The sequence below is a fragment of the Paraburkholderia fynbosensis genome, assembly GCF_902859935.1.
GTDB classification, from domain to species: Bacteria; Pseudomonadota; Gammaproteobacteria; order Burkholderiales; family Burkholderiaceae; genus Paraburkholderia; species Paraburkholderia fynbosensis.
The window spans coordinates 450,354-474,140 of record NZ_CADIKI010000002.1; the positions used below are offsets into that span (position 1 = coordinate 450,354).

23 protein-coding genes and 1 tRNA gene are annotated in these 23,787 nt (G+C 63.4%); 6 read left to right on the forward strand and 18 right to left on the reverse strand.

The features are described from left to right. Positions 1-4: 4 nt before the first annotated feature. Positions 5-679, reverse strand: a complete 675-nt coding sequence (locus HV770_RS05015) for a LysE family translocator (protein WP_175158367.1) — start codon at positions 677-679, stop codon at positions 5-7. Positions 680-730: 51 nt separating this feature from the next. Then, positions 731-2,299 carry a UbiD family decarboxylase gene (locus HV770_RS05020; protein ID WP_175158368.1) on the reverse strand — a complete coding sequence of 523 codons (1,569 nt, stop codon included), beginning with the start codon at positions 2,297-2,299 and terminating at the stop codon, positions 731-733. Between the two features lie 602 nt (positions 2,300-2,901). Here HV770_RS05020 and HV770_RS05025 point away from each other — a divergent pair. After that, positions 2,902-4,083 (forward strand): lytic transglycosylase domain-containing protein, encoded by a 1,182-nt coding sequence (locus tag HV770_RS05025; protein ID WP_175158369.1) that lies wholly within the window; start codon positions 2,902-2,904, stop codon positions 4,081-4,083. 217 nt (positions 4,084-4,300) lie between these two features. Here the strand turns inward: HV770_RS05025 and HV770_RS05030 are convergent, their stop codons facing one another. From HV770_RS05030 to HV770_RS05065, 8 genes are all read right to left on the reverse strand, one after another. Continuing rightward, positions 4,301-5,497 carry a pyridoxal phosphate-dependent aminotransferase gene (locus HV770_RS05030; RefSeq protein WP_175158370.1) on the reverse strand — a complete coding sequence of 399 codons (1,197 nt, stop codon included), beginning with the start codon at positions 5,495-5,497 and terminating at the stop codon, positions 4,301-4,303. A 140-nt stretch (positions 5,498-5,637) separates the two neighbouring features. Next, a complete protein-coding gene (gene nusB, locus HV770_RS05035; RefSeq protein WP_121315472.1) occupies positions 5,638-6,072 on the reverse strand; it encodes a transcription antitermination factor NusB in 435 nt (144 codons plus the stop codon). Next, on the reverse strand, positions 6,069-6,575 hold the full coding sequence (ribH, locus tag HV770_RS05040) for a 6,7-dimethyl-8-ribityllumazine synthase (RefSeq protein WP_006050161.1): 507 nt from the start codon (positions 6,573-6,575) through the stop codon (positions 6,069-6,071). The genes nusB and ribH overlap by 4 nt, the downstream gene beginning before the upstream one ends. 49 nt (positions 6,576-6,624) lie before the next feature. After that, positions 6,625-7,758: a bifunctional 3,4-dihydroxy-2-butanone-4-phosphate synthase/GTP cyclohydrolase II gene (gene ribBA, locus HV770_RS05045; protein ID WP_121315471.1), complete on the reverse strand. Its 1,134-nt coding sequence runs from the start codon at positions 7,756-7,758 to the stop codon at positions 6,625-6,627. Between the two features lie 209 nt (positions 7,759-7,967). Then, positions 7,968-8,582 carry a riboflavin synthase gene (locus HV770_RS05050; RefSeq protein ID WP_175158371.1) on the reverse strand — a complete coding sequence of 205 codons (615 nt, stop codon included), beginning with the start codon at positions 8,580-8,582 and terminating at the stop codon, positions 7,968-7,970. Positions 8,583-8,594: 12 nt separating this feature from the next. Beyond that, complete coding sequence (gene ribD / locus HV770_RS05055) at positions 8,595-9,752, reverse strand: bifunctional diaminohydroxyphosphoribosylaminopyrimidine deaminase/5-amino-6-(5-phosphoribosylamino)uracil reductase RibD (RefSeq protein WP_175158372.1); 1,158 nt, start codon at positions 9,750-9,752, stop codon at positions 8,595-8,597. An 81-nt stretch (positions 9,753-9,833) separates the two neighbouring features. Then, positions 9,834-11,117, reverse strand: coding sequence for a glutamate-1-semialdehyde 2,1-aminomutase (hemL, locus tag HV770_RS05060; protein WP_175158373.1), 1,284 nt, complete (start codon positions 11,115-11,117; stop codon positions 9,834-9,836). A gap of 181 nt (positions 11,118-11,298) precedes the next feature. After that, positions 11,299-11,904: a hypothetical protein gene (locus tag HV770_RS05065; RefSeq protein WP_175158374.1), complete on the reverse strand. Its 606-nt coding sequence runs from the start codon at positions 11,902-11,904 to the stop codon at positions 11,299-11,301. A 339-nt stretch (positions 11,905-12,243) separates the two neighbouring features. Between HV770_RS05065 and HV770_RS05070 the strand changes: the two genes are divergently transcribed. The 3 genes from HV770_RS05070 (at position 12,244) to HV770_RS05080 (ending at position 14,445) form a co-directional block, all read left to right on the forward strand. Then, positions 12,244-13,464, forward strand: coding sequence for a Bcr/CflA family multidrug efflux MFS transporter (locus HV770_RS05070; RefSeq protein WP_175158375.1), 1,221 nt, complete (start codon positions 12,244-12,246; stop codon positions 13,462-13,464). Positions 13,465-13,658: 194 nt separating this feature from the next. Next, a complete protein-coding gene (locus HV770_RS05075; RefSeq protein ID WP_175158376.1) occupies positions 13,659-13,889 on the forward strand; it encodes a hypothetical protein in 231 nt (76 codons plus the stop codon). A 151-nt stretch (positions 13,890-14,040) separates the two neighbouring features. Further along, positions 14,041-14,445 carry a RidA family protein gene (locus tag HV770_RS05080; RefSeq protein ID WP_175158377.1) on the forward strand — a complete coding sequence of 135 codons (405 nt, stop codon included), beginning with the start codon at positions 14,041-14,043 and terminating at the stop codon, positions 14,443-14,445. A 744-nt stretch (positions 14,446-15,189) separates the two neighbouring features. On the opposite strand, the gene HV770_RS05085 is transcribed toward HV770_RS05080, so the two are convergent. The 8 genes from HV770_RS05085 to rph all read right to left on the reverse strand — a co-directional run bounded on the left by HV770_RS05085 (position 15,190) and on the right by rph (position 21,790). After that, the gene (locus HV770_RS05085; protein ID WP_175158378.1) at positions 15,190-15,726 is read right to left on the reverse strand and encodes a hypothetical protein; all 537 of its coding nucleotides are present in this window, start codon (positions 15,724-15,726) and stop codon (positions 15,190-15,192) included. Between the two features lie 445 nt (positions 15,727-16,171). Beyond that, entirely contained in the window at positions 16,172-16,588 is a 417-nt protein-coding gene (locus HV770_RS05090) for a DUF4279 domain-containing protein (RefSeq protein ID WP_175158379.1), read from the reverse strand. Between the two features lie 10 nt (positions 16,589-16,598). After that, complete coding sequence (locus tag HV770_RS38420; protein WP_246290709.1) at positions 16,599-17,624, reverse strand: hypothetical protein; 1,026 nt, start codon at positions 17,622-17,624, stop codon at positions 16,599-16,601. A gap of 201 nt (positions 17,625-17,825) precedes the next feature. Beyond that, entirely contained in the window at positions 17,826-18,761 is a 936-nt protein-coding gene (locus HV770_RS05100; protein ID WP_343048050.1) for a tyrosine-type recombinase/integrase, read from the reverse strand. Positions 18,762-19,038: 277 nt separating this feature from the next. Next, positions 19,039-19,128 (reverse strand) — tRNA-Ser (locus tag HV770_RS05105). Positions 19,129-19,183: 55 nt separating this feature from the next. Beyond that, positions 19,184-20,413: a radical SAM family heme chaperone HemW gene (gene hemW, locus HV770_RS05110; protein ID WP_175158380.1), complete on the reverse strand. Its 1,230-nt coding sequence runs from the start codon at positions 20,411-20,413 to the stop codon at positions 19,184-19,186. Then, a complete protein-coding gene (gene rdgB / locus HV770_RS05115) occupies positions 20,410-21,057 on the reverse strand; it encodes an RdgB/HAM1 family non-canonical purine NTP pyrophosphatase (protein WP_175158381.1) in 648 nt (215 codons plus the stop codon). Before rdgB ends, hemW begins: the two co-directional genes overlap by 4 nt. Next, on the reverse strand, positions 21,050-21,790 hold the full coding sequence (rph, locus tag HV770_RS05120; protein WP_121315456.1) for a ribonuclease PH: 741 nt from the start codon (positions 21,788-21,790) through the stop codon (positions 21,050-21,052). The genes rdgB and rph overlap by 8 nt, the downstream gene beginning before the upstream one ends. Positions 21,791-22,116: 326 nt before the next feature. Here rph and HV770_RS05125 point away from each other — a divergent pair, with 326 nt between their 5' ends. Beyond that, complete coding sequence (locus HV770_RS05125; protein ID WP_121319031.1) at positions 22,117-23,040, forward strand: YicC/YloC family endoribonuclease; 924 nt, start codon at positions 22,117-22,119, stop codon at positions 23,038-23,040. 17 nt (positions 23,041-23,057) lie between these two features. Next, entirely contained in the window at positions 23,058-23,741 is a 684-nt protein-coding gene (gene gmk, locus HV770_RS05130) for a guanylate kinase (protein ID WP_121315455.1), read from the forward strand. Positions 23,742-23,787: the final 46 nt, after the last annotated feature.

Genomic DNA, 23,787 nt, shown 5'->3' on the forward strand with positions numbered 1-23,787 from the left:
TTCATCAGCTCGCGACGTGCGTGCTTTGCACGATCAGATCGCGATACCCGTTGACGATCACGCTGTACGAAAAATACGCGAACAGCAGCGCGGACAGCACATGGCAGGCGCGCAGCAGACCGGCGCCGGCGCGCTTGCGGCCATGACTGCCGAGCCCGCAGATGAAGATCGTCCAGCACAGCCCGCCGAGGAAAAAGCCGCCGAGGAAGATCAGTGCGGTTCTCGGACTGGTGGCGCCCGCTTTTGCGATTAACGCGCCGCCGACCGCCGCGAACCATAGAATCGCCGACGGCGACGACACCGCCAGCAGCACGCCGCGCAAAAAACCGCGCCATGGCAACAGAGGCGTCGCAGCGGCGCCTTGGCCCGCTACCGCCGGCGCCGTTGCCGGGAACATTGCCTCGCGCGCCATTTTCCACGTGAGAAACAGCAGGACCGCCGCGCCGCCGATCCATACCACCCAGCGCACCGATTCGAACTGCAGCAGTGCGGCCATGCCCGCGAGCGCGAGCGCCGCGTAAATCAGATCGCCGACACATGAGCCGAGGCCGAGCCAGAACCCCGGCTTGAAACCGTGCGACAGCGTCAGCGAAATAATCGCGACATTCACGAGGCCGATATCCAGGCACAGCGACAACGACAGGAAAAACCCGTCCGACATCATAGAAAAGGCGTGCATCCGAGCAACTGCTCCATCTGCTTTGTTATTGGTCTTGCCGTACGGCTCGCCTTACAGGCCCAACTCGTTCCACAAGCTGTCCACGCGCTGTTTGACCGCGTCGTCCATGACGATCGGGCGGCCCCATTCGCGGTCGGTTTCGCCGGGCCATTTGTTGGTCGCGTCGAGCCCCATCTTCGAGCCGAGGCCCGCGACGGGCGACGCGAAATCCAGATAGTCGATCGGCGTGCGATCGACCAACACGGTGTCGCGCGCCGGATCGATACGCGTGGTGATCGCCCAGATCACCTCTTTCCAGTCGCGGATATTGACGTCCTCGTCCACCACCACGATGAATTTCGTATACATGAACTGGCGCAGGAAGCTCCACACGCCGAACATCACGCGCTTCGCGTGCCCAGGGTAGCTCTTCTTCATCTGCACGATCGCCATGCGGTAGCTGCACCCTTCGGGCGGCAGATAGAAGTCGGTGATTTCGGTGAACTGCTTCTGCAGCAGCGGCACGAACACTTCATTGAGCGCGACGCCGAGCACGGCCGGCTCGTCGGGCGGTTTGCCGGTGTAGGTGGAGTGATAGAGGGCGTCGCGCCGCATCGTGATGCGCTCGACCGTGAACACCGGGAACCACTCCTGTTCGTTGTAATAGCCGGTATGGTCGCCGTACGGGCCTTCGAGCGCGTGCTCGTACGCCGCCGACGCGCCCTTCGCCGGACGCGGCGGCGCGCCTGCGGGAGCGGGCGAGGGCGTGCCCTCTTGCGGATAGATGAAGCCTTCGAGCACGATCTCGGCGCGCGCGGGCACCTGCAGGCCGTCGACGCCCGGCGTCAGGCACTTAGCCAGTTCGGTGCGCCCGCCGCGCAGCAGACCTGCGAACTGGTATTCGGACAGGGTATCGGGCACCGGCGTGACCGCGCCGAGGATGGTCGCCGGATCGGCGCCCAGCACCACGGCCACTGGATACGGCTTGCCGGGGTTTTGCAGCGCGAACTCGCGAAAATCGAGCGCGCCGCCGCGATGCGCGAGCCAGCGCATGATCAGCTGGTTGCGCCCGATCAGTTGCTGGCGATAGATGCCTAAATTTTGCCGGCTCTTGTTGGGACCTTTCGTGACGGTCAGGCCCCATGTGATCAGCGGACCGGCGTCGCCTGGCCAGCACGTCTGGATGGGCAGTCTGGCGAGGTCCACGTCATTGCCCTCCCAGACGATTTCCTGGCAGGGCGGCGCGCTCACCGTCTTCGGCGCCATATCCCACACCGCCTTGGCGAGCGAGAGCAGCTTGCCCGCGTCCTTGAGGCCCTTCGGCGGCTCCGGCTCCTTCAGTGCCGAGAGCAGCCGGCCAACGTCGCGCAGCGACTCTAGCGCCGCGCCGTCGCCTTCGCCGGCTTGCGCGTCAATACCCATGCCGAGCGCGACCCGGCGCGGCGTGCCAAACAGGTTGCCGAGCACCGGGAACGCATGCCGCTCCTTGCTCTCGAACAGCAACGCGGGGCCACCGGCGCGCAGCACGCGGTCGCATACCTCGGTCATTTCCAGGTTGGGCGAAACGTTTTGCGAGATGCGGCGCAGTTCGCCAATCGTTTCGAGGCGGCCGACGAAGTCGCGCAGGTCTTTGTATTTCATCGGGTGCGGTCAGGGCCGCATCAGCGGCGAGAGAGAAGGGCGCGGCGGGCTGCAGGGTGCCGGGACGAATTGTCGATTTTACCTGCGTTGGCTAGCGCACGTAGATCGACCGAACGACGTAAGCCGAACAGATGAGTTCGGTGCCTCCAAAAGGCGCATCCCGTGCGGCTTCTGACGGACTGAACACCGTTCATTATTACAAATAGTTATACATTTGCTATTCTATAGTGTTGACGATCTATAAAACCCTGCATAGAATCCGTCCACATTGGTTGCAGGGCATGAACCTTTTTACCACTGCCCCCGGTCCCACTGACGCAACGCGTCACCGCTTACCGATTCCCTGCACGGTTTTGCCGGCTTTTGAAGTCCTTGCCAGCGCCGATTGACGCTGGTTTTTCGCGTGGGAGCCAACGCCTGCCTTCTTGGCATCGCGTTTGCCATTTTTTTCGAGATGGCTCCCCACAAACGGTATTTGCCGTTTTCCCGACGTCGCTGCTGCCCTAACCAGACAGAGCGCGCGATGTCTTGACTCTACGAACGTGTGGTACCGCCATCTTCATTGGGCGGGGTTCGCAGATCATGCAACATGGGAGATCTGAATGAACGCCTGGTTATCGTGGCGTCCCGATGAGCGTATCGCGCAAGTTGTGCGTGGTGTGCTGCGTCGCGGGACGCGAATGAGTCATTATCTGTTCAGCATTGTCGGCGGTGTCGCTGTCGTGCTGGCAGTCGCGCTGTGGCTGATGCCGGCTTGGCGCGGCACGCTCGCCGCGCGGTTGATGCCGGTCATCTCTGCGGCCGTGCAAGCGGGTCCCGCCCGTCTGCTGCAGGGCAATCCGCTGCCGTCCTTTGGGCCGCCTGGCAACGTGGCTGCGTCTTCCGACGACACGCTGTCGGCCAACTCGACGAACGGTGCGGAAACGAACAACGGTGCAAACAGCGGCGGCACCAGCCTTACCGTGAGCAATACCAGCTTCGACGGCGCTTTTGACGGCTCCGGCTCGACCGGTATGGGCGTCGCGGCGCTGAACGGGCTCGATCCGCGCACCATGCAGAGCGTCACCGCGCTCGCGCGCATGATCCCGTCGCAGCGCGTGTCCGCCGATGCGCGTGACGATCGCGTGCTGATCTCGAGCCGCGAGCAGGATCTGGTCGCGTCATACCTGGCGCGGCGCTATCGCGTCGCTCAGGAGCCTGTCAGCGAGTTGGTGAAGGCAGCCTTCGACACCGGCCGCGAAGTCGGTCTCGATCCGCTCCTGCTGCTGTCGGTGATGGCGATCGAATCGGGCTTCAACCCGTACGCCGAGAGCGGCGTGGGTGCGCAAGGCCTGATGCAGGTGATGTCCAAAGTGCATTCGGACAAGTTCCAGTATTTTGGCGGCGAGAGCGCGGCCCTCGAACCGGTCGCGAACATCAAGGTGGGCGCGCTGGTGCTGAAGGATTGCATCGCCCGCGGTGGTTCGCTGCCGGGCGGCTTGCGTCTTTACGTCGGCTCGACCTCGCAGGACGACGGCGGCTACGGCGCCAAGGTGATGGCCGAGCGTGGCCGTCTGCGCGACGTGGCGCGGGGCCGCAAGGTGCCGATCAACGCGCCGCAGGCTCCGGTACTGACCGCGTCCACCACCGCCAATGCGGCGGCCAGCGGCGGCAAGCGGGTGCAGGTGACGCTTCAGGGCGCCCATCAGCTGAGCGTGGCGAGTCCGGTGACGGCGCCGGCGGCTCCTGAGCAGGACGATGCCAACACGAAGCACGTGGCATCGGCTTCGGAGTTGGGCGCCTGAAGCTGGGCGGCATCGTGCCGACGTAGCTGTCGGCAATGTGATGCATGAGCAGCGGTGATGGAAAAAGGACACCTAGGTGTCCTTTTTTTGCGTCTGGAGGATCAGGAGGGGGCGCGGCGCGCTGGTGGTCGGCGCGTCAGGCGTGTGATGGCGCAGAGGTACTTGGCAGGTCCAGCGCGAAAAATTCCGGGCGCGGCAGATCCCGCCCGCAGCACGCTCAGTGCCGCCCGAAAAGCTTCGCCAACCGCTCGACCGCCTCCTCCAGCTTCGGATAGGCCGTGGCATACGACAACCGGATGTACTCCTTCGGCGCGTGCGTGCCGAAGTCCATGCCCGGCACCAGCACTACGCCCGCGTCGTGCAGCATGGCTTTGGTGAGCGCCGCGCTGTCGCCGGCAGCCGCATGCGAGACGGTGCGGCAATCGGCATACACATAAAAGGCGCCGTCCGGCATCACCGGGACCGAGAAGCCCAGCGACTGCAGCGCCGGCGCGATGAAGTCGCGGCGGCGCTTGAACTCGAGGCGCCGCGCTTCATAGACGGCGATCGTTTCCGGCTCGAAGCAGGCAAGCGCCGCGTGCTGGGCGAGCGCCGACGCGCAGATGAACAGGTTCTGCGCGAGCTTTTCGAATGCGCCCACCATGCCGGGCGGCACCACCAGCCAGCCAAGCCGCCAGCCGGTCATGTTGAAATACTTCGAGAAGCTATTGACGGTAATCACGTCGTCGCCGAACGAGAGCGCCGACACCGGCTTGGCGTCGTAGCTCAAGCCCTGGTAAATCTCGTCGACGATGGTGAATCCGCCACGCGCCCGTACGGACTTGACGATGCGTTCGAGTTCGGCCGGTTCGATCGACGTGCCGGTCGGATTCGACGGCGACGCGAGCAGCACGCCGCGGGTGTGCTCATTCCACAGGCGCTCGACATCGGCGGCGGTCAGCTGGAAGCGTTCGGCCGGGCCGCTCGGCACCATTACTGGCTTGCCTTCGGCGGCGATCACGAAATGACGGTTGCACGGATAGCACGGATCGGGCATCAGCACTTCGTCGTCGCGATCGACCAGCGCCGCGCAAGCCAGCAGCAACGCGGCGGAGGCGCCGGCGGTGACGACGATCCGCGCCGGATCGACGCTGACGCCGTAGACCTCGGCGTAATGCGCCGAAATCGCTTCGCGCAGCGCGTGCAGGCCGAGCGCATTGGTGTATTGCGTGACGCCACGGCGAAGCGCATTGGCCGCCGCTTCGATGACCGGCTCGGGCGCGGTGAAATCGGGCTCGCCGATTCCCATGTGAATGATGTCGCGTCCGTCGCGCTCGAGAAGCGCTGCCTCCTTGGCCAGTTCCATCACGTAGAAAGGCTGGATGGCGTCGACACGCGCAGCAAGCCGCACCAAAGGTTCGGTCACGGAGTTCATACGATCAAATCCAGTTCAGAAGCAAAAGCGGGACGGCGTCCGGCGCATTCATCACGCGCGAAACGGCGTCCCCGCAAACAGTTCGGCTTTGTCAGGCGAGGCGCGAGACACCGGCGTGGCCGGGGTCTTGCACCTCATACTCAATGCTTGCGAGCCGCCTGTGTTTCGTCAGCGCGCAGTTGCGCCGAGAGCTTGTCCAGCACGCCGTTCACGTATTTGTAGCCGTCGGAGCCACCGAACGTCTTGGCCAGTTCAACCGCTTCGTTGATGACCACGCGATAGGGAATATCGACGTGATTCTTCAACTCGAACGCGGCAACCAGCAGCACCGCGCGCTCGACGGGCGAGAGCTGCTCGATGGGACGGTCGAGACACGGGGCGATGGCGGCGGAGAGCGCTTCCGAGTCGCGCATCACACCATGCAGGATCGCGTCCAGATGCTCGTGGTCCGCCTTGTCGAAGCCTTGCGCGCCGCGCAGTTGCGCGTCGATCTCGCCGGCGGGCGAACCCGACAGCAGCCACTGATAAAGCCCCTGCGTGGCCAGTTCGCGGGAGCGTCGGCGTGCGCTCTTCATGCCTCTTCCTCTTCTTCGTCTTCTTCTTCGTCGTCGCCGCCGAGTTGTTCGAGCGCGACGGCGAGATTCGCCATTTCGACGGCCACGCGCGCCGCGTCACGACCTTTCTCGGTCATCCGGGCGACGGCCTGTTCGTCGTTCTCGGTAGTCAGCACGGCGTTCGCAACCGGAATGCCGAAGTCCAGGCCGATGCGCGTGATGCCCGCGCCGCTTTCGTTCGACACCAGTTCGAAGTGGTATGTTTCGCCGCGAATCACCGCGCCCAGCGCGATCAGGGCGTCGAACTGCGCGCTTTCCGCGAGCTTTTGCAGCGCCAGCGGGATCTCCAGTGCGCCCGGCACGGTGACGAGCAGCACGTCTTCGCCGGTCACGCCGAGGCGTTCCAGTTCTTCGATGCAGGAGTCCGCGAGACCGTTGCAGACGGGTTCGTTAAAGCGCGCCTGAACGATGCCGATGCGCAGTCCGTCGCCGTCGAGATTCGGTTGGTATTGTCCGATTTCCATGTGAATTCCGTAGTGTTTTGAGTGGGCGCTAAGCGCGTGAATGGTCGGATCAGCCTTGCGGAGCCTGCGCGGCGCTGCCCGGCATCGGAACGAACCCCGTGACTTCGAGACCGTAACCCGACATGCTGCCCAGCTTGCGCGGGTTCGACAGCACCTGCATCTTGCCGACACCGAGCTCGCGCAGAATCTGCGCGCCGATGCCGTACGTCTTGAAATCGACCGGCCGGCGCTTGAGCGCGTTGGCTTTTTCCTTTGAGTCGAACGCCTTGAACACGTCGATCAGATGGTCTTTCGAGTCGCCGCAGTTCAGCAGCACGACCACGCCGAGGTCGCGTTCGGCGATCTCTTTCATCGCCGCGTCTAGCGTCCACGAGTGCGTGGATTCGCCGACTTCGAGCAGATCCAGTACCGACAGCGGCTCGTGCACCCGCACCAGCGTGTCCTTGTCCGGGTTCGGGGTGCCGCGCACCAGCGCGATATGTGGCTGGCCGCTCGGCTGATCGAGATACATGACCGCGCGAAACGCGCCGTGCGCGGTCTGCATGGTGCGTTCGCAAATACGCTCGACGATCGACTCCGTGCGGCTGCGGTAGTGGATCAGATCCGCGATCGTGCCGATTTTCAGATCGTGCTCTTTTGCGAACTCCATCAGGTCCGGCAGGCGCGCCATCGTGCCGTCGTCCTTGATGACTTCGCAGATCACCGCGGCCGGCGTGAGACCCGCCAGCGCGGTGAAGTCGCAACCCGCCTCGGTATGGCCGGCGCGCACCAGCACGCCACCGGGCTGGGCCATGATCGGGAAGATGTGGCCCGGCTGAACGATGTGCTCGGCTTTGGCGTCCGGCGCGACCGCCGCGGCGATCGTGCGGGCGCGATCGGCCGCCGAAATGCCCGTGGTCACGCCTTCGGCCGCTTCGATGCTGACCGTGAACGCCGTGCCGTACTGCGTGCCGTTGCGGTAGGTCATCAGCGGCAGGTTCAGCAGCTTGCAGCGCTCCTGCGTGAGCGTCAGGCAGATCAGGCCACGGCCATAGCGCGCCATGAAGTTGATCGCTTCCGGCGTGACGAACTCGGCGGCGACCACAAGATCGCCCTCATTTTCGCGGTCTTCTTCGTCGACGAGGATCACCATCCGGCCGGCTTTCAGTTCGGCGATGATCTCTGGAGTGGAGGCGAGCGTCATGTTGGCGAGATTTTCGGGAAAGCGCGTATTTTACGCCACGCGCGAGTCCAAGTCGCCTCCGCCGGATGGCATAGGTCGTTTGGCCGACTGGCGACGGCCCCCAGGGCGTTGCTATGCTCCTCGAAACGATGCACGCATGAAGCGGCTGAAAGCGGCGGGGCGCCGCTGTCAGCCCATGCGCGGCCGGGCCTTGGCCCGGCGCGGGTCCGTTATTTCGGCGCGTTCAGCATGCGCTCGACGTAGCGCGCAATCAGATCGATTTCCAGATTCACCTGCGTGCCTTCGCGCAAACGCTTGAGCGCGGTTACTTCAACCGTGTGCGGAATCAGGTTGATCGAGAACTCGCAACCGTCGTCGCGATCTTTAACCGAGTTGACGGTCAGGCTCACGCCGTTGACGGTGATGGAGCCTTTGTACGCCAGATAGCGGCCGATCTCGCGCGGCGCCAGCACGCGCAGTTCGTGCGATTCGCCGATCGGCGCGAAATGCGTGACCGTGCCGAGGCCGTCCACGTGGCCGGAGACGATATGGCCGCCGAGCCGGTCGTGCGCGCGCAGCGCCTTCTCCAGATTGACTTCGCCGATTTCGCCGAGGCCCGCCGTGCAGTTCAGGCTTTCGCGCGACACGTCGACTTCGAACGAATGCGCGGTCTTCGCGACCACGGTCATGCAGGCACCCTGGATCGTGATGCTGTCGCCGAGCTGCACGTCGCCGAGGTCGAGGCCGCCGGCTTCGACGTTCAGGCGCACGCCTGCGTCGCCGTCCGTGCCCAGCGGTTTGACTGATTCGATGCGGCCCACTGCCGCGACGATTCCTGTGAACATCGTGCTAATCCTTCATTTCGAAACAGAGGGAGGCGCGGGAGTCGTGCCGGTTTCGGCTGAGGTCTGCGGCGCGATGCGCGCGAGAATCCGCAGATCGTCGCCGATCCGGTCGACCGCGTGGAAATTCAGCTTGACACGGCCGTCGAGCGATTCGGGCGCGCCGAGGTTGAACATGCTCATCGAATCCATGCCGAGCAGACTCGGCGCGAGATAGACGAGCAGTTCGTCGACGCAGTCCTCGCGCAGCAGCGAGCCGTTCAGCTTGTAGCCTGCCTCGACGTGCAACTCGTTGACGTTGCGCTCGCCGAGCACTTTGAGCAGGCGCGGCAGATCGACCTTGCCGGCCGCGTTCGCCAACGGGATGATCTCGGCGCCGCGATCGCGTAACGCGGCCGCCCGATCGGCATGGCGCTGATCGAGATTGCCGCAGAAGATCAGGGTGGGTGCGCCGGCCAGAATCTGTGCGTCCGGCGGCACGTCGAGCTGACTGTCGATCAGCACGCGTTGTGGCTGACGTGGCGTGTCGACCGCGCGTACCGTCATGCGCGGGTCGTCTTCCCTGACGGTGCCGATGCCGGTCAGAATCGCCGATGCGCGGGCACGCCATGCATGACCGTCGGCGCGCGCCGTTTCGCCGGTGATCCATTGGCTGATGCCCGACGGCAAGCCGGTGCGGCCATCCAGCGAGGCCGCCACTTTCATGCGGACCCACGGGCGGCCGCGCGTCATGCGCGACACGAAGCCGATGTTCAATTCATGCGCTTCGTTCGCAAGCAGCCCGCAACGCACTTCGATGCCGGCGTCGCGCAGCATCGCGAGACCTCGTCCGGACACTTGCGGATTCGGGTCTTCCATTGCCGCGACCACGCGCGCGACTTGCGCGTCGACGAGCGCGTTCGCGCACGGCGGCGTGCGGCCGAAGTGGCTGCACGGTTCGAGCGTCACGTAAGCGGTGGCGCCGCGCAGATCGTGGCCGCGCGAGCGCGCGTCCTTCAACGCGCGAATCTCCGCGTGATCCTGGCCGGCAGGTTGCGTGAAGCCTTCGCCGATCACCTCGCCGTTCTTGACGAGCACGCAACCTACGCGCGGATTCGGATCGGTGGTGTACATGCCGCGCCTGGCCAACGCGAGCGCGCGTTCCATATGGACGAAGTCGGTTTGCGAAAACATCGGGATCCGGTCGGGTACGGTGGCTAGGCTGTATCGTGTTTCGGTTTCGGCGGTCTTTGCTGCTTCGAAGCCGCGCGGGCCTCAGGCCGCGAGCGACGCAAAGGCGCCGCGCGCCGCGTCGATCGTGGCGTCGACGATCGCATCGTCGTGAGCGATCGACACGAAGCCCGCCTCATACGCCGACGGCGCGAAGTACACGCCCGCGTCGAGCATCTTGTGAAAGAACGCGTTAAAGCGCGGCACGTCGCTCTTCGTGACTTCGGCGAAGCTGCTAGGGATCGACTCGGCGAAGTAGAGGCCGAACATGCCGCCGAGCGAATCGGCCGCGAACGGCACCTTCGCTTCGCCTGCGACTTGTGCGAGTCCCTGCACGAGGCGTGCGGTGCGTGCCGCGAGCGTGTCGTAGAAGCCTGGCGCCTGGATCAATTGCAGCGTCTTCAGGCCTGCGGCAACCGCAATCGGATTGCCCGACAGCGTGCCCGCCTGATAGACGCCGCCGAGCGGCGCGAGGTGAGCCATGATGTCGCGCCGTCCGCCGAAGGCCGCCGCCGGCATGCCGCCGCCGATCACCTTGCCCAGACACGTGAGGTCCGGCGTGATGCCGTACACCTCTTGCGCGCCGCCGAGCGCCACGCGAAAGCCGCACATCACTTCGTCGAAGATCAGCACCGAGCCGTATTCACTGCATAGGCGGCGCAACGCCTGCAGGAATTCCGGCGTGGCGCGCACGAGGTTCATGTTGCCCGCGACCGGCTCGACGATCACCGAGGCGATCTCGTTGCCGAACGCCTTGAACGCTTCTTCGAGTTCGGCGACGTTGTTGTATTCGAGCACGGTGGTGTGCTTCGCGATGTCCACCGGCACACCCGCCGAGGTCGGATTGCCGAAGGTCAGCAGGCCCGAGCCGGCTTTGACGAGCAGGCTGTCCGCGTGACCGTGGTAGCAGCCTTCGAACTTGACGATGCGGCTGCGGTTCGTGAAGCCGCGCGCGAGACGCAGCGCGCTCATGGTCGCTTCCGTGCCGCTCGACACCATGCGGACCTGTTCGATCGACGGCACGAGCTCGCAAATCTCTTCGGCGATTTCCACTTCCGACTCGGTCGGCGCGCCGAACGAAAAGCCGTTGGCCAGCACGCGCTGCACTGCTTCGAGCACTTCCGGGTGAACGTGGCCGAGGATCATCGGGCCCCACGAGCCGATGTAGTCGGTGTAGCGCTGACCGTCCGCGTCCCAGAAGTAGGGGCCTTGCGCGCGCTCGATAAAGCGCGGCGTGCCGCCGACGGAACGGAAGGCGCGCACCGGCGAGTTCACGCCGCCAGGAATGGTGCGTTGCGCGCGTTCGAAGAGGAGTTCGTTTTTGGACATGGCGATGGCTGGAATTGGGGTTGCGCAGCGGCGCAGGCTGCCCGTGGGCGATTCGCGCGATGCTGGGATAGGTGGAGAAATTGTACCGGAGTCGGCGTGAACGGGTCTTGCGGCGGGCCCGATAGCGTCCTTATGGCGCGGCTCGTGCGCCACGCCTTTTAACTTTGTTGTGCGCGTTTCGTCACGCCTTCTTCGCCGTGGTCCGGGTTGCCGGCGCGCGTCTCTGCTTGCTTGTCGTCTTTGGCTTCGAGTCCTCGGGACTTGGGGCCGTGCGTTGTGCGGCCTTCGCATGCGCCGTGACTTTGCTCGAACGCGTGGGGCCCGCCGGCGTGTCGAGTTTCGGCGGCTTGCGTTTGCCCGTGAGTTCGGCCCAGCGCTTTTCCAGCGCGCCTTCGGCGATCGGCTTGATCACGGTGCCCGAACTCTGCGCGTCCCATGTCTGCACGGAGAACGGAAATGTGCGCAACATCTCGCGCGGGATCACCGGTGCTTCGTGCGCGTCGACGAGCCAGTCGTACACGAAGTCGATGCATAGGCGATAGCCGCGTTTCGTCGCCGGGTCGAGGACTTCATAGGGGGCACGCGTTACGTAACCCGAGCCGAAGATGCCTTTCGGTTGCTGCGCGACGCGATGCAGGAATACGCGATCGCCCGGCAGGATGCTGCGCGCAAATCCGCAGCCCCACACGTCGCCGACCGCGACGCCCGCGGCGACGCGTTTCGCAACGTCGGGCAACTCGGGCCACGGCCATTTCTTGGGGCTCCAGATCAGCAGGAAGGCGGTCATCGCATGCTCGAAGCAGAATGGATGGGGAAGGGCGTGCCTAGCTCCTGGCCGCGGCCCGAACGGTCAGGCGGCAGCTTAACCGATCGACGGCGCGCTTGCCGCGCGGTGTCCACCCAGTGGCCGTCCGGCCATGTTCGCGTGTGGAAACCGGCGAGGCACGGCTAAACACGGTGAGATACGACGCGAACGGCCCGAACGGCCCGAACGGCCCGAACGGCGAGCACAGCCCAGGCACTCGCAAGCCGAGCCCGTCGCGTACAATCGGTCCCGATACGTTGCTGCTATCCCGTTCTACCCGCTCTGCTGCCGATGTCGGCGCGGCGCTCCATCCGGATTCCCATGTCTCACGTCCCCAGAAGCCGGCCAGATGGCCGGCTGATTCTGTTGCTCGGTGCGCTTGCCGCGTGCGGGCCGATTTCCATCGACATGTATTTGCCGAGCCTGCCCACCATCGCGCAGGCCTTCGCGATCAGCACCGGCGCGGCCCAGGCGACGCTCACCAGTTTCATGTTCGGCTTTTCGATCGGCATGCTGCTGTACGGCCCGCTGTCTGATACATATGGACGGCGGCCGGTGCTGCTAGGCGGCATCGTCATGTATGCGCTGGCGAGCGTGGCGTGCGCGCTGTCGTTCTCGATCGGCTCGCTGGTGATGTTCCGCTTCGTGCAGGCGCTCGGCGCGGGCGCGGCGTCGGTGCTCGCGCGTGCGATTGCGCGCGACGCACACGGGCCGACCGATGCCGCCCGCGTGCTGTCGATGCTCGCGATCGTTACGTCGATCGGTCCGTTGCTCGCGCCGCTGATCGGCGGACAGCTACTGCTGCTCGGCGGCTGGCGCGTGGTGTTCGTCGTGCTGACGCTGTTCGGCGCGGTGTGCGCGGTGACCGCTTTCTTCAAGGTGCCGGAAACCTGGCCGCGCGAGAAGCGCGCGCAGTCGGCGCTGCTGAAATCGTTCGGCGCGTACGGCAAGCTGCTGCGCGATCCGGTGGCGTGGGGGCACATGCTGTGCGGCGGCATGGCGTTCGCATCGATGTTCGCCTACATCACGGCGACGCCGTTCGTGTACATCGAGTATTTCCACGTGTCGGCGCAGCATTACGGGTTCCTGTTCGCGTTGAATATCGTCGGCATCATGTTCGGCAACTTTCTGAACACGCGTCTGGTCGGCCGGCTCGGCTCGCTGCCGATCATCTCCTTTGCGGCGACCGTGAGCTGTGTGGCTTCGCTGTTCGTCTGCCTCGTATCGCTGACCGGGTGGGGCGGCTTGTGGTCGATCGTGTTCGGTCTGTTCTTCGTGGTGGGCGTGGTGGGTGTGCTGTCCGCCAATTGCACGACCGATCTGATGCACCGTTATCCGCTGAATGCCGGCGCTGCGGCCGCTGTGTTCGGCGCGGTGCAACTGGCGCTCGGCGCATTGTCGAGTCTGGCGGTCGGACTATGGCAGGACGGTTCGCCGAGAGGCATGGGCATCGTGGTCGGCGTCGCCGGTTCGTTGTGTTATGTCGGGCGGATGCTGGTCGTCCGGTGGCATGGGACGAAGGCGCCTGCGGCGGTCGTGTGACGGTTGCCACGAGGTTTCGGCCGAGGTTGCCTGAGCCTTGCCCGAGGCGAACCCGATAGATCGCCGGCATGACACATCCGTTCGTCGCTCGCAACCGGGCGTCTCTACGGAAAACACCAGGTGTTGCGTGCGCGCGACCTTGCGTTTCAAATTGCATTGCTATGATGGCGTCACTGTTCCTCGGAGCGGCAATCATGGCGATCAGAGACTTGATGAATGGCGAACGGCAGCATGCGGCTTTCGCCGAAGCGCAGAAGCTGGCCGACAGCGGCGCTTATCACGATTACACGGACATCGAATACGTCTTGCGCTTTGATTATGGGTTGACCGATGTATCGGCGCTGCTCGACAGTCAGCCGATGCATCGCGACCTGAATCGCCGTTGCGCGGACGCGCGCGAAAAGCTGGAGACGCTCAGCGCGTGACGGGGCGGTGGGCGGACTCGTTGGTCGATGCGTGTGAGCGGTGCCGGATGCTGGTTGGTTCGTGGCGCGCAACCTCGTGCAGCGAATGCGGCGGCTTCCATTCGCTATGGCCGCGGGTTGCGTGACCCTTCGTCACCATTGGAGTGAATTCATGGCGGATAGCCAGCAGGAACCACGTCTACCAAAGACGGACAATCCCTCTACGCTTGCAAAACCAGGTGGTTATTACAGCCACGTCGCGATAGCAAACGGCTTCGTGTTCGTCTCCGGGCAATTGCCGATCAACGCGCAAGGCGACAAGCTCGCCGATGCGTCGTTCGAAGCGCAGGCCGAACAGGTTCTGGCGAACGTGCAGGCCGCTCTCGACAGCGCCGGCAGTAGCATCGCGCAACTCGTGCAGGTGCGCGTCTATATCGTCGATGTCGAACACTGGATGAGCTTCAACCAGATCTACACTCGCTGGGCTGGTGAAGCACGGCCCGCACGTGCCGTCGTGCCGGTGCCCCAACTGCACTATGGATTCAAGATCGAAATCGAGGCGACTGCGCTGGTTTAGATCGTGGTGTTTGCGCCGCAGCGTGACCGCACGCGGCACAAACGAAAAACGGGCCAATTGGCCCGTTTCGTGATGACTTGGCGGAGGCGGTGTTCGCCAATAAGGCCGCCTAGCAAGGGATTGTGGGCGAGATTGGCGATTCGTCCACCATCCAGTCCACCATCCGCTGCTGTGCCCTTCAGAGGTCAGCGCAGGCGCCGTAAACGTCTGTGTTACCAACCTACTGAAAAGAAAAATGAGAAGACTCTGTTGCGTGATACTGTCCGTTATGGCCCTGACCGGCTGCTCTGATGGCCACTTGAAAGTGAGTTTGGGAACCAACCCGTACTCGACCAGCATGCCTCAACTGCGTATCACCGCGGTCGAACAAGGGATGGTCCTTCGAGGCGTCAAAATAAATGACGGAGATTGCAACCTAGCCCCGCTGGAGTTCTTCCCAAGACGATTGTTTGTCGACAGGGCGGAAACGGTCAACGTTGCGGGAGAATGCGTCGTGAAAAAAGCAGAGATCACAACGGCGGACGGGACGTACTCGTTCCGGTTTTAAAGCCGGCCCCGATCGGCGCCGCGGCGACTGACCTTTAACACCTCTTGCCGCCATCGAAACCGCATCAAAGCCCCGCAGCGCAATGCGAAGGGGCTGATTAACGCGTGTTAATGGCCTTAACAAAATCGCTGAAGGGGAAAATTTTCTGCGCGTGCGAGAACGTGCGGTCTAGGCCGGCTCAGGCCGACGAAGATTCCTCATAGCCCTGGCGTCGGCGCGCTGCCGCGGCGCCTCTTTGGATCATCCCAGCGAACGTGATAAGAGCCCTTCATGTCCGGGTTGCCCTCGTGGAATTCGCGCCACACCTCCGTCGGCGTACGCCCCGGCATCAAATGACTCTGGGCATGAACGTGCGCGCCGCCCTTGAAATGATTTTCAGCAACGTTGGTATCGCGTTGATCGAAGTAGAAGAAGGTCCATCTCGTATGGTCGGGTAGATAGAACATGTGTCCAACGAGAAAGCGGCGCTCTTCGAACGTCTGCGTGATCTTTCCGAACGCCTTCAATGCAACCGGGTTGAGTCTGCCAACCCCGTTCGTCGCGATGGCTCTGCGATCGTCTTCGGTCAGGTCGAGGTGGGGAGGCAAGAAGTCACGATGCGAGATCTGATGGAGCCAAGGCAGTATTCCAGCGTCACACGCGACGACGATATTCACAAAGTCGCTGACGTTAATTGTCTTGTCACGGCAAAGCTTCTTCACGTCCTTCAGTTTTTTGGAGAGGAGCAAATCCATGATTATCTGCAATCCGGCCGGACTACCTCGTTCGATGTGGTTTGTTCTTTGTCATCACTGACGTCTGACGGGGATGGAATATGGTGGATATTAAATTTTATTTTTCGCGGGCGTGGAAATTTGACGAACTGGTCGGTCCCGGGCTGGCATGCCCCCGACTTTGCCTACACCCCTTGGGTGCGGCCAATGAAAGAGCCGCGCCAAGAACGTCTGGCGCGGCTCAGTGCCGGTGCCTCAGGTAAGGCCGGCGGGGACTCGCGTTGCCCCCGGCACATCCCGGCTCGCCATGGCTCGCCTCTGACGTAAGGGTGTCTCTTACATCATAGGCTGCATGGTGACGCGTACTTGTGCATTATCAATTGCTATCAATCGTGCGGCCGGGGACCTGGCGGTGCGTGGGGTGATCGGTCAGGCGTGCGTGAGAGGGCAAGGTAAAGCACGCGTCCTATCGGTATTCGTCAATCTCAATGGTGCCGCCCATGGCTTCCATCATTGCCCGAATGTCATCAGGCACGTCGGGCACGCGGTCGCCGGTCTCGTTGTCCCAATAGCAGAAGAAACGCATCTGTGCGCCTTTGTTTGCGAGTAGCTGGCGCAAGTCGTCTCGCGGCAAATTCAGGCGATCAATGAGATAGCGGAGATGCGGTTCTAGCGAGTCGCTACGAATGGCGGCCTTGCTTTTCACCCCCCACACGCCGGTACGCCCCGGCACCCTGCTCAAGCGCCCCGACGGAGTCATAAAAGGCTTGCCCTTGACTATCGCCGTGTCCGGCGGAACGCCGAAATATCTAGTCCAAACTTCGGGATCCAAATCATCCCCGGCTATCGAAAATGATGCATGTGCGAGTTGATGTGCGTTCATCGTATGAAGGTCAGTTTGCATAGTCGTGCATATTGCCGATGATGTTTTTCCTAAATTCAACGTCCCCACTATCGTGCCAAATGACATTGTCATCGCCTCGCAGCTTGAGGTCGTCTTTCATCGCATGGACCATGTCGCCAAACGTGTCGCGGTCGTATCCGAGCATTTTTGCCGCGTAGTTTGGATTGTTTGTTCTAGCCGCCAGCTCTTCCACGTCACCGCTCACGGCATCCGGGGTGTACTCGAAAGGCTGCGCGTCGCCGAGTGGCGTCGAGGTGTCGTTGCCCGATTCTGCGAACCCATCGGCCACGCCGTCATCTTTATCCATATCCATATCCGTGTCGCCGCCGACAAGCGCGCCGGCCACGGCCTCCACTATCCCAAGCAGGCCACCGCCACTGCTGCTGCGGCTGCCGGTCATCGCGGCGCGCGCGGCTATCCGTCTCACCTCGATGGTAGCGGGATCGTACGGGCCGGACAGGACCGGCTCGCCGTTGAATGAGGCGGTGCCGGGAGGGAACAGATTGGGTGAGCGGCTCCAGTAGGTTCCACCTCCACCCCCCGACGCCGGCCAGCGCAGCGGTGCTGGGCTGGGGCTGTACACACGGGCCAGCCCCGAGTGCCGATCGCGATGGACCACCGGCATCAGGCGTTCGTCCGCGACGGCTCGCCTGAGAACGCGCTCGATGCCGGCATTGTCGGTCGGCAGGTTCCAGTGCGGGAGACCCAGCGCATCCCTGACATAGGTCTGGATTTCGCGTAGAGCCTGACCGCCCGTGATCGTTCGAAGATCCCAGCGTGGCCGGAAATACCGGTCGAAGTCTTTCCGGTCCTGTTCAAGCTGCCTGCGCGCGTCTTCTTCTTCGTCCCGCCTGGCGTCCCTCATGAACGACGACCAGCCTCGCGAGCGGCGGCTATCACGATCCCAGGACAGGTGACTGCACCGTTCCCGCTCCATGCTGTGATACTGGCTGGCGGGATGCAGTGTGCATTGCCAGCCGCACTCCAGCGGAATTTCGAGCGTGTTCCGAGACATATGGAGATCTCTGTTTTTGTGACGGCGTAAAACTAGCAGATGATCGCAGCGCTATGTTTTTGGGATAGACCCTTGCCAGAAATCTTCACGGGCCAGTCTCGATCGCCGCATGAAACGGTTGTCCGGTCCGGACTCGAAACGAAAACCGGCCCTTGGGGGCCGGCTGCACTGCTTATCTGAGGCGTACAGAGACGCGAGTACTCAGAAAAGGCTCTGTCGACGCATCAGCTCCAGCAGCGACATGTCGGACAGCGCGCGGCCGGAGCGTGGGCTTGGGAATACGAGGTCAACGTCTTTCTTCCGCTCGATCGACTCAAGCAGGCGAACGGCCGCCGGCGAAAGCGGCACGCGATGCTCTTTCTTGGCCTTCATTTTCTCGGCAGGCACCGACCAGACCTTCTTTTCCATGTCGATCTCTGACCACTCGGCGAAGCGCGCCTCTCCGGAACGCGCCGCGGTCAATATCGTGAATTCCAGACAGCGGGCGCTCGCGCCTTCCGTCGCACGCAGCGTGACCATGAATGCACCCATCTGCACGATCGGCAGGGCGGGGTGATTGCGTATGCGCTTCGTCTTTTTCGGCGCGGACAGCAGCTTGTCGAGGTTGCCGCGCCACGCCGCCGGATTCACGCCTTCATCGCGGAAGCCTTTCACGCGCGCCCAGTCGAGAATCGCTTCGATGCGGCCCCACAGGCGCGATGCGGTTTCCGTCTTCGTCGTCCAGATCGGCTCAAGGATCTCTGTGACGTGAGCACGCGTGACGTGTCGAACCATCATCTTGCCGATGAGAACGTATGCATATTCTTCGAGTGTGTAGGTCCACTGGGCGCCGTGCTTCGAGTTGCGCCATTCCGGCTCTTTGGCCGTGATGAAACGCTTCGCCGCTTGCTCGAACGTCATTTCGAGTGCTTGACTCGCGCGCAGACGGCTTTTGGCCGCTTTCTTCTGCATAACCGGATCGACGCCGGGGGCGATATCCTCACGCGCGGCCAGCGCCTTCATTCGCGCTGCCGCGACACCCATGCCGGATTCGGCGTATGCGCCCAAGTCAATTTCACGGCGCTGACCCGCGACGGCGACACGGAGCACCCATGAGCGCGCATGTTCGCTGACGACTTTGAGATACAAGCCGGCCACGCCGCCAACGGGATGTTTTCCCGGGGTCGTCAGTCGCTTGACGGCCAGCGGCCCGAGTTCCTTGGCTTTCTTTGGTATCGTTGCTCGTTATCGATCGGCGCGCCGGCAGTCCACCAACGCTAGTCCACCATCCAGTCCACCATAAGATTTACGACTGAACGCGATGAATTGCAACGAAACCGGACGACTACATCTGGGAGTTTTGCGCTGAGAGCCTTAGCTGGTAAGGCTTGCGCGATTGAATCGGATTGACCCGGACGGACCAAAACAAGCGTCCTGGCGGAGGCGGTGAGATTCGAACTCACGGAAAGATTGCTCCTTCGCCGGTTTTCAAGACCGGTGCCTTAAACCACTCGGCCACACCTCCAAGCCCGAAATTGTAACCCGAAAAAACCTCGCTGCGGTGCTCAGTCGCTCGGCAGTCACTGCGGATCTTTCAGAAACAGCGCTTGCAGATCGTTCAGGAACGCCTGGCCGAGCGGCGTGGGCGCGATCTTCTCGTGGTCGCGTGTGATCAGCTTGCGTTTTTCGGCTTCCTGCAGCGCCGGCTCGATCGACGTCATCGACAGCCCCGTGCGCTCGATAAACCGATGCACCGGAAACCCTTCCACCAGCCGCAGCGCATTCAGCATGAACTCGAACGGTAAATCGCGCGGCGCGACTTCGTGCTCTTCCTGCACCGCCGTGCCCGCCTTCGCCTGCTCGATGAACGTGGTCGGATGTTTGTAGCGAACCTGGCGCAGCACGCGATTCGGAAACGACAGCTTCGTATGCGCGCCGGCGCCGATGCCGAGATAGTCGCCGAAGCGCCAGTAGTTCAGATTGTGCTTGCTCTGCCGATGCGGCTGCGCATACGCCGACACCTCATAGCGCATGTAGCCTGCGGCCGTCGTGCGTTCGTGGATCCAGTCCTGCATGTCGGCGGACGCGTCGTCGTCGGGCAACGCGGGCGGGAATTTTGCAAACAGCGTGTTCGGTTCGAGCGTCAGGTGATACAGCGACAGATGCGGCGGCGCGAACGACAGCGCCGTGTCGATATCGGCCTGGCATTCGGCGAGCGTCTGCCCTGGCAGCGCGAACATCAGATCGAGGTTGAAGTTGTCGAACGTGGTCGCGGCGACTTCGACCGCGTGGCGCGCTTGCGCCGCGTCGTGAATCCGGCCGAGCGCCTTCAGATGCGCTTCGTTGAAACTCTGGATCCCCACCGACAGCCGGTTCACGCCGCTCGCGCGAAACTGCGCGAACTTGTCGGCCTCGAACGTGCCGGGGTTGGCTTCGAGCGTGATCTCCGCGTCGGCGTCGAGCGGCAGCAGCGCGCGGATATCCGACAGCATCCGGTCGAGACCTGCCGCCGACAACAGGCTGGGCGTGCCCCCACCGATGAACACCGTATGCACCTGACGACCCCAGATCAGCGGCAGCGCCATCTCGAGGTCGGCGCGCAATGCGTCGAGGTAATCGTTCTCCGGAAACGTCTCGCCTTTCCACTCGTGCGAGTTGAAATCGCAATACGGACACTTGCGCACGCACCACGGAAAATGCACATACAGCGCCAACGGCGGCAGCGATGTCAGCCGAATACTGCCCGGCGAGGTGAATGCCTTGATGACGCCGTTGCCGATGTCGGCGGGCGCCGGCCTGATCGGAATCATGCTTCCTCCGAGAGGCGCGCAAGCAGTTGCCGCAACGCAATCGCACGATGGCTGCTGGCGTTTTTCACCGCGGGCTCCAACTCGGCGGCGCTCGCGTTCAACGACGGCAAAAAGAAGTACGGATCGTAGCCGAAGCCATGTTCGCCGCGCGGTGCGTCGAGAATTTCGCCATGCCAGCGGCCTTCGGCGATCAGCGGTTCGGGATCGTCCGCGTGACGCACGAGCGCGAGCACGCAGTAGTAATAGCCGCGCCGATCGGTTTCACCCTGCAACGCGGCGACGAGGCGCGCGTTATTCGCGGCGTCGCTTTTCTCGCCGCCGGCGAGCTGTGCGTAGCGCGCCGAATACACACCCGGCGCGCCGCGCAATGCGCGCACACACAGACCGGAGTCGTCGGCGAGTGCGGGCAGGCCGGTGAGCTTCGCCGCATGACGCGCCTTGGTCAGCGCGTTTTCGACGAAGGTCGGATGCGGCTCTTCCGCTTCCGGCACGTTCAGCGTGCCCTGGGCAATCAGTTCGATGCCGGCCGCGTCGAGCAGCGCCGCGAACTCGCGCAGCTTGCCCGCGTTGTTCGACGCCAGCACGACTTTCTTCAACGCCGCGCCTGATGCATGCGCGCCGTCGTCTTGACGAACCTCATTCACTCTTTTGCTCCAGCGCTTCTTTCTGCCTCGCGATCAGCGTGTTGATGCCGTCGCTCGCCAGGTCCAGCAGCGCGTTCATTTCGTCGCGCGAGAACGGCACGCCCTCGGCGGTGCCCTGAATTTCGACGAAGCCGCCTGCGCCCGTCATCACCACGTTCATGTCGGTGTCGCACTGCGAGTCTTCGTCGTAGTCGAGGTCGAGCACCGGCAGCCCGTCGTACACGCCGACCGAGATGGCCGCGACGTAATCGGTGATCGGTGAGCTTTCGATGCGGCCCGTGGTCAGCAGTTTCGCCACCGCGTCATGCGCGGCCACAAACGCGCCGGTGATGCTGGCCGTGCGCGTGCCGCCGTCGGCCTGGATCACGTCGCAATCGATGTGCAGCGTACGCGCGCCGAGCTTCTCGAGATCGAACACCGAGCGCAGCGCGCGGCCGATCAGCCGCTGGATTTCCTGGGTGCGCCCGGTCTGCTTGCCGCGCGCCGCTTCGCGGTCGCTGCGGGTATGGGTGGCGCGCGGCAGCATGCCGTATTCGGCGGTGAGCCAGCCCTGGCCGCGGTCGCGCAGGAACGACGGCACGCTCTCGGCGATGCTCGCGGTGCAGATCACTTTTGTGTCCCCGAACTCGACCAGCACCGAGCCCTCCGCGTGCTTCGTGTAGTGGCGCGTGATGCGCACGTCGCGCAGCTGATTGGCCTGGCGGCCGCTGGGGCGTTGGGTGTCGTTGGTCATGTCGGGATCGGTCAGGAAGAAATGCAGAGGGAAACCGCGATTTTACAGCCGATCGACGGGCGCGGTGGGCCGCGCCGAATGGTGCATCGGTAAAGTCGAGTCACTGCGCGGGCCACTAAGCGGGTCACTGAGCGGACCACTTAGCGGACCACTGAGCGGACCACTGAGCGGACCACTGAGCGCTCGCCCGCACGCACGCTCGCTCGCGGGGGAGGTCGCCGCCAAAAATGGGATAATGCCGGTTCTCCGTCCCGCGTCTCGTACACGCCGGGCGATCTGCCTCTCAGGCCTGCGTCGAACGCATGGCCGCAATCGCGAGAAATACGATGATCTACAGCATGACTGGCTATGCGAGCGCCACGCGCGAACTCGTCGCGGCCTCGGGCACAGGCGGCGTGAGCGTGTCGGTCGAACTGCGCACGGTGAACTCGCGCTTTCTCGATCTGAATTTCCGCATGCCGGAAGACGTGCGCGTCTGCGAGCCGACGCTGCGTGAAATGCTGATGAACAAGCTGTCGCGCGGCAAGGTGGATATCCGCATCAACCTGCAACGCAGCGAACAGTCGGCGAACGCGGGCGCGATCAATCGCGACGCGCTCACGCAGCTGGCACTGCTCGAACGCACGGTGCTCTCGACATTCCCGGAAGCGGGCCGCCTGCGCACCGGCGAGATTCTGCGCTGGCCGGGCGTGCTGGCCGAAAGCGGCGTGGCGCCGGAAGTGCTGCGCGACGCGGTGCTCGCGTGCGGCAAGCAGGCGATCACCGACCTGATCGACGTGCGGGCTCGCGAAGGCGCGCAACTCGCGACGATGCTGCTCGCCAACGTCACCGAAATGGAAACGATCGTCACGAAGATCACGCCGCTCGTGCCGGAACTGATTACGAGGCACCAGCAGAAGATCGTCGAACGGTTGCAGGAGGCGCTCGGCATCGCCGCGCCGGACACGGCCGCGACGATCGTTTCGCGCGAAGAGATCAACGAGCGGATTCGCCAGGAAGTGACGATGTACGGCATCCGTATCGACATCGCCGAAGAACTGTCGCGCCTCACGGCTCACCTGAACGAAACGCGTCACGTGATCGAGAAGGGCGGGAAGGTCGGCAAGCGGCTCGACTTCATGATGCAGGAGCTGAACCGCGAGGCGAACACGCTCGGCTCGAAGGCGGCCGCGAAGGAACTCGCGGATTCGTCGATGACCCTGAAGCTGCTCATCGAACAGATGCGTGAGCAAGTACAGAATCTGGAATAAAGCTGGACACCACCAACATGATCGATCACCACACACGCGAAAGCGGCGCACCGCGCAATCCGTACGCCGGCGCTTATCCCGGCAATCTGTTCATGGTCGTCGCGCCTTCGGGCGCGGGCAAGTCGACGCTCGTGAACGCGTTGCTCGCCGGCGACGACGCGATCCGCCTGTCGATCTCGTACACGACGCGCCCGCCGCGTCCGAAGGAGCAGGACGGCGAACACTATCACTTCACCAGCGTCGACGACTTCATGAAGCGTCACGACGAGGGCGAGTTTCTCGAAAGCGCGGAAGTGCACGGCAACTACTACGGCACGTCGCGCGTGTGGATCGAGGAACAGATGAGGAGCGGCCACGACGTATTGCTCGAAATCGACTGGCAGGGCGCACAGCAGGTGAAGAAGCAGTTTCACAACGCGGTCGAAATTTTCATCCTGCCGCCGTCGCTCGACGCGCTCGAAGAGCGTCTGAAAAAGCGCGGCCAGGACGAGCCGAACGTGATCACGCGCCGCCTGCTGGCAGCCGGCAGCGAGATGGCGCACGCGGCCGAAGCGGAGTACGTCGTAATCAACGAGAACTTCGATCGTGCATTGAGCGAACTGCAGTGCCTCGTCGCCGCCACGCGTTCGCGCTTCGCCTCGCAGTACGCGCGTCACACGCAGCTTTTCGTGCAGCTCGGCATTCACCTGCCGCACGCTTGAGCGCGGCGTTGTGCCGAGCACATAAGGTAGAATAAGCAACATACTG

Bases quoted from the DNA above. Each gene is read 5' to 3' on its own strand.
- ribH (WP_006050161.1), bottom strand. From the start codon at position 6,575: ATGGAAATCGGACAATACCAACCGAATCTCGACGGCGACGGACTGCGC.
- HV770_RS05065 (WP_175158374.1), bottom strand. From the start codon at position 11,904: ATGACCGCCTTCCTGCTGATCTGGAGCCCCAAGAAATGGCCGTGGCCC.
- hemL (WP_175158373.1), bottom strand. From the start codon at position 11,117: ATGTCCAAAAACGAACTCCTCTTCGAACGCGCGCAACGCACCATTCCT.
- rph (WP_121315456.1), bottom strand. From the start codon at position 21,790: ATGACCAACGACACCCAACGCCCCAGCGGCCGCCAGGCCAATCAGCTG.
- HV770_RS05020 (WP_175158368.1), bottom strand. From the start codon at position 2,299: ATGAAATACAAAGACCTGCGCGACTTCGTCGGCCGCCTCGAAACGATT.
- gmk (WP_121315455.1), top strand. From the start codon at position 23,058: ATGATCGATCACCACACACGCGAAAGCGGCGCACCGCGCAATCCGTAC.
- HV770_RS05015 (WP_175158367.1), bottom strand. From the start codon at position 679: ATGCACGCCTTTTCTATGATGTCGGACGGGTTTTTCCTGTCGTTGTCG.
- HV770_RS05125 (WP_121319031.1), top strand. From the start codon at position 22,117: ATGATCTACAGCATGACTGGCTATGCGAGCGCCACGCGCGAACTCGTC.
- HV770_RS05080 (WP_175158377.1), top strand. From the start codon at position 14,041: ATGGCGGATAGCCAGCAGGAACCACGTCTACCAAAGACGGACAATCCC.
- HV770_RS38420 (WP_246290709.1), bottom strand. From the start codon at position 17,624: ATGTCTCGGAACACGCTCGAAATTCCGCTGGAGTGCGGCTGGCAATGC.
- HV770_RS05070 (WP_175158375.1), top strand. From the start codon at position 12,244: ATGTCTCACGTCCCCAGAAGCCGGCCAGATGGCCGGCTGATTCTGTTG.
- HV770_RS05075 (WP_175158376.1), top strand. From the start codon at position 13,659: ATGGCGATCAGAGACTTGATGAATGGCGAACGGCAGCATGCGGCTTTC.
- ribBA (WP_121315471.1), bottom strand. From the start codon at position 7,758: ATGACGCTCGCCTCCACTCCAGAGATCATCGCCGAACTGAAAGCCGGC.
- HV770_RS05085 (WP_175158378.1), bottom strand. From the start codon at position 15,726: ATGGATTTGCTCCTCTCCAAAAAACTGAAGGACGTGAAGAAGCTTTGC.
- HV770_RS05050 (WP_175158371.1), bottom strand. From the start codon at position 8,582: ATGTTCACAGGAATCGTCGCGGCAGTGGGCCGCATCGAATCAGTCAAA.
- ribD (WP_175158372.1), bottom strand. From the start codon at position 9,752: ATGTTTTCGCAAACCGACTTCGTCCATATGGAACGCGCGCTCGCGTTG.
- HV770_RS05090 (WP_175158379.1), bottom strand. From the start codon at position 16,588: ATGAACGCACATCAACTCGCACATGCATCATTTTCGATAGCCGGGGAT.
- HV770_RS05030 (WP_175158370.1), bottom strand. From the start codon at position 5,497: ATGAACTCCGTGACCGAACCTTTGGTGCGGCTTGCTGCGCGTGTCGAC.
- nusB (WP_121315472.1), bottom strand. From the start codon at position 6,072: ATGAAGAGCGCACGCCGACGCTCCCGCGAACTGGCCACGCAGGGGCTT.
- HV770_RS05025 (WP_175158369.1), top strand. From the start codon at position 2,902: ATGAACGCCTGGTTATCGTGGCGTCCCGATGAGCGTATCGCGCAAGTT.
- hemW (WP_175158380.1), bottom strand. From the start codon at position 20,413: ATGATTCCGATCAGGCCGGCGCCCGCCGACATCGGCAACGGCGTCATC.